Below are 4,354 nucleotides of genomic sequence, written 5' to 3'. Positions count from 1 at the left end.
TGATACCTTCAATTTTGATATCCATCTGCAGTGCAGAGATACCGTCGCGGGAACCCGCCACTTTGAAGTCCATATCGCCCAGGTGGTCTTCGTCGCCCAGGATGTCAGACAGAACAACAAAGTTGTCGCCTTCTTTCACCAGACCCATCGCGATACCCGCAACGGCAGCTTTGATTGGCACGCCTGCGTCCATCAGCGCCAGGGAAGCACCACAAACGGAAGCCATGGAAGAAGAACCGTTAGATTCAGTGATTTCAGAAACCACACGAACGGTGTACGGGAATTTGTCCAGCTCTGGCATTACTGCCAGCACGCCGCGTTTCGCCAGGCGACCGTGACCAATTTCACGACGCTTAGGAGAACCGACCATGCCAGTTTCGCCTACGCAGTACGGAGGGAAGTTATAGTGGAACAGGAAGTTGTCAGTACGCTCGCCCATCAGTTCGTCGAGGTTCTGTGCATCACGGGTGGTGCCCAGGGTCGCAGTAACCAGTGCCTGAGTTTCGCCACGGGTGAACAGCGCGGAACCGTGAGTACGTGGCAGAACGCCAGTACGTACGTCCAGACCACGGATCATGTCTTTTTCGCGGCCATCGATACGCGGCTCGCCTGCCAGTACGCGGCTACGAACAACGTTTTTCTCGATAGCGTGCAGGATTTCACCCAGTTCGTTAGCGTCCAGGGTTTCGTCTTCTGCAGTCAGCTGAGCGATAACTTCAGATTTGATCACGTCAACCTGAGCATAACGCTCCTGTTTGTCGGTGATGCGGTAAGCGTCGCTCAGGCGAGATTCTGCCAGCGCAGCAACGCGCGCGTTCAGCGCTTCGTTGACGGCTTCTGGCTGCCAATCCCAACGTGGTTTGCCGGCTTCTTTAACCAGCTCGTTGATTTCTTTGATAACAACCTGCTGCTGCTCGTGACCGAATACTACGGCGCCCAGCATCTGGTCTTCGCTCAGCAGTTCTGCTTCGGATTCAACCATCAGTACAGCAGCTTCGGTACCGGCAACAACCAGGTCCAGCTTGCTTTCTTTCAGCTCGTCCTGAGTCGGGTTCAGCACGTACTGGTCATTGATGTAACCCACGCGAGCAGAACCGATTGGACCGTTGAACGGAATACCGGACAGGGACAGGGCAGCAGATGCGCCAATCATAGCAACGATGTCTGGGTTAACCTGTGGGTTAACGGAAACCACGGTCGCGATAACCTGAACTTCGTTAACGAAGCCTTCTGGGAACAGCGGGCGAACCGGGCGGTCAATCAGACGCGCGATCAGGGTTTCGCCTTCGCTTGGGCGGCCTTCACGACGGAAGAAGCTACCTGGAATACGACCAGCAGCGTAGGTACGCTCCTGATAGTTAACGGTCAGCGGGAAGAAGTCCTGGCCTGGTTTCGCTTTTTTCTGACCGACAACGGTAACGAATACCGCAGTGTCATCCATGCTAACCATAACAGCGGCAGTTGCCTGACGCGCCATCATGCCGGTTTCCAGCGTTACGGTGTGTTGGCCGTACTGGAACTTACGAACGATCGGATTAAGCAAAATTCTATCCTTTCTTATTAAATGGCGGCACACCCTCTGGCGTACCGACCGATGAAACCGATCTTCTTTGCATCCTCGCGACTAATGACAACCCTAACCCGATGCGGGTAAAGCCTCTCATTAGCCGCGCGAACCTCTGCAACGAAGAATATGCACAACAACAATACATTATACCCGTTATCTTTCAAAATACTGCTGTGTCGGTAATTTCAGCTCAATTTTGTCTAAACAAGACGTAGACAGGGAGGATTACCGGGGCACAAACAGCGTTTCTACGGGCACTCTGTTCTCTTAAATTGGCGTTGTCTGGTGGAAAAAAGGGGCCATAAAGGCCCCTCTTTCTGAAACTCGCTAGAATTAGCGACGCAGACCCAGACGCTCGATCAGCGCGGTGTAGCGTGCAACATCTTTACGTTTCAGGTAGTCGAGCAGTTTACGACGCTGAGAAACCATGCGCAGCAGACCACGACGGCTGTGGTGATCTTTTTTGTGCTCTGCAAAGTGACCCTGCAGGTGGTTGATCTGTGCAGTCAGCAGTGCAACCTGAACTTCGGTAGAACCACTGTCGTTAGCGCCACGACCGAACTCAGAAACGATTTGTGCTTTAGCTTCAACGCTTAGAGACATTTTGAACTCCAAATTTAAAAGAAAGAAAGGGTGCCGATCTCTAATTCAGCAACCCCTGATGTAACGCTTGCCAATTGTTAAACAATTAAGCAGGCGTTAAGCCGCGATATTCTACTCGCAGCGCTCTGTTATCGCAAGCCACACAATCTGACTTACTCGGTGTATTCGACCACCAGACGGCGTGGTGCCACGCGGCCTTCGTCGTCGATTTCACCCATGCCAAGAAATTTGCCTTCTTCACCTTCCGTCACGCGTACCAGACCTTCCAGAGGCGCGCCTGACGTCCGCACCGGGTTACCATTTTTAAAGTAGACCGATGAGGTTAAAGGAATATTGACTATCGGATAGTCTGAAGCCGGACTGTCCATTGGCATTAATAGCGGATCGAGCAGTTCCGCTGCCGGAACGCCCTGCTGCTCAGCCTGTTCGACCAGGGCATGCAGTTGCTCCAGCGTAACCATACGGTCGACCGGGTATTTGCTGACCGCCAGACGACGCAGGAAAATCACGTGCGCGCCGCAGCCGAGCTTTTCACCCAGATCGTCGATAATGGTACGAATATAGGTGCCTTTCGAGCAGTGAATCTCCAGCTCCAGTTCGTTACCTTCGTGGCGGATAAACAGCAGCTCATAGACGGTAATCGGGCGGGCTTCACGCGGTACGTCGATGCCCTGACGTGCATATTCGTAAAGCTTTTTACCCTGGTACTTCAGCGCCGAGTACATGGATGGCACCTGCTGGGTGTCTCCACGGAAGCTCTCCAGCGCCTCAGCCAGCTGTGCATCGCTGAAGGTCACCGGACGTTCTTCCACGATCTGACCATCGGCATCCGAGGTATCGGTGCGCTGACCCAGGCGGGCAATCACACGATAACGCTTGTCGGAGTCCAGAAGATACTGAGAAAACTTGGTGGCTTCACCGAGGCAAATCGGCAACATGCCGGTAGCCAGCGGGTCTAGCGCGCCGGTATGCCCGGCGCGGTTGGCGTTATAAATACGCTTTACCTTCTGCAGCACATCATTGCTGGACGCGCCTTGCGGTTTGTCCAGCAACAATACGCCGTGAATATCACGGCCGCGACGACGAGGACGACTCATCAGTCCTCCTTGCTGTCGTCCGCTGGGTTCACACGACGTTCGTCGTCATGCTTCACCACGCTGGTCACCAGGTTAGACATGCGCATACCTTCAACCAGCGAGTTGTCGTAGAAGAAGGTCAGTTCCGGCACGATACGCAGGCGCATCGCTTTCCCCAGCAGGGAGCGGATAAAGCCAGAGGCTTCCTGCAGCGCTTTGATGCCGGCTTTAATCGCCGCTTCATCTTTGTCGTTGAGGAAGGTGACAAACACTTTGGCATAGGCCAGGTCACGAGACATTTCGACACCGGAAACGGTGGTCATCATGCCCAGACGAGGATCTTTAATTTCGCGCTGCAGGATGATTGCGATCTCTTTTTGCATCTCCTGGGCCACGCGCTGCGGGCGACCAAATTCTTTCGCCATAATAAATTCTCCAGACAAAAAAGGGGCTATCAGCCCCTTTTGAAATAATTGCCGGGTTGCACGAGGCTTTCCCGGCCTACAATCGACAATCTTAACGAAGATTAAGCGATGGTACGTTGGATCTCGATGATTTCGAACACTTCGATCATATCGCCAACGCGAACGTCGTTGTAGTTCTTAACGCCGATACCACATTCCATGCCGTTACGGACTTCGTTAACGTCATCTTTGAAGCGGCGCAGGGATTCCAGCTCGCCTTCATAGATAACCACGTTGTCGCGCAGAACGCGGATTGGGTTGTGACGCTTGATGGTACCTTCGGTAACCATACAGCCCGCGATCGCACCAAATTTCGGTGATTTGAACACGTCACGTACTTCAGCCAGACCAATGATCTGCTGTTTCAGTTCCGGAGACAGCATGCCGCTCATTGCCGCTTTCACTTCGTCGATCAGGTTATAGATGACGGAGTAGTAGCGCAGATCCAGGCTTTCTGACTCGATAACTTTACGTGCAGAGGCATCAGCACGTACGTTGAAGCCAACCAGGATAGCGTTAGATGCTGCAGCCAGGGTCGCGTCGGTTTCGGTGATACCACCTACGCCAGAACCGATGATCTTCACTTTCACTTCGTCGGTAGACAGTTTCAGCAAGGAGTCGGAGATCGCTTCCACAGAACCCTG

The 4,354-nt window shown here is 53.3% G+C and carries 5 protein-coding genes; all 5 read right to left on the bottom strand.

Going from position 1 to position 4,354, the window contains the following annotated elements:
• Positions 1–1,543: polyribonucleotide nucleotidyltransferase (pnp, locus tag RDN66_RS03305; protein WP_308537549.1), on the bottom strand; the 1,543-nt coding region annotated here is incomplete at its 3' end.
• Positions 1,544–1,900: 357 nt separating this feature from the next.
• Positions 1,901–2,170 (bottom strand): 30S ribosomal protein S15, encoded by a 270-nt coding sequence (gene rpsO, locus RDN66_RS03300; protein WP_035891092.1) that lies wholly within the window; start codon positions 2,168–2,170, stop codon positions 1,901–1,903.
• A 152-nt stretch (positions 2,171–2,322) separates the two neighbouring features.
• Complete coding sequence (truB, locus tag RDN66_RS03295; RefSeq protein ID WP_035891093.1) at positions 2,323–3,267, bottom strand: tRNA pseudouridine(55) synthase TruB; 945 nt, start codon at positions 3,265–3,267, stop codon at positions 2,323–2,325.
• The gene (gene rbfA, locus RDN66_RS03290) at positions 3,267–3,671 is read right to left on the bottom strand and encodes a 30S ribosome-binding factor RbfA (protein ID WP_035891095.1); all 405 of its coding nucleotides are present in this window, start codon (positions 3,669–3,671) and stop codon (positions 3,267–3,269) included. Before rbfA ends, truB begins: the two co-directional genes overlap by 1 nt.
• A gap of 101 nt (positions 3,672–3,772) precedes the next feature.
• Positions 3,773–4,354 (bottom strand): EF-Tu/IF-2/RF-3 family GTPase (locus RDN66_RS03285; protein ID WP_308537548.1); only part of this gene is annotated, 582 nt, incomplete at its 5' end.

Origin of the sequence: uncultured Kluyvera sp., from assembly GCF_902485085.1 — a bacterium.
In the GTDB taxonomy this organism is placed as follows: domain Bacteria; phylum Pseudomonadota; class Gammaproteobacteria; order Enterobacterales; family Enterobacteriaceae; genus Kluyvera; species Kluyvera ascorbata.
Note: the sequence above shows the minus strand (reverse complement) of the source record. Positions and strands in the feature narration are given on the sequence as shown.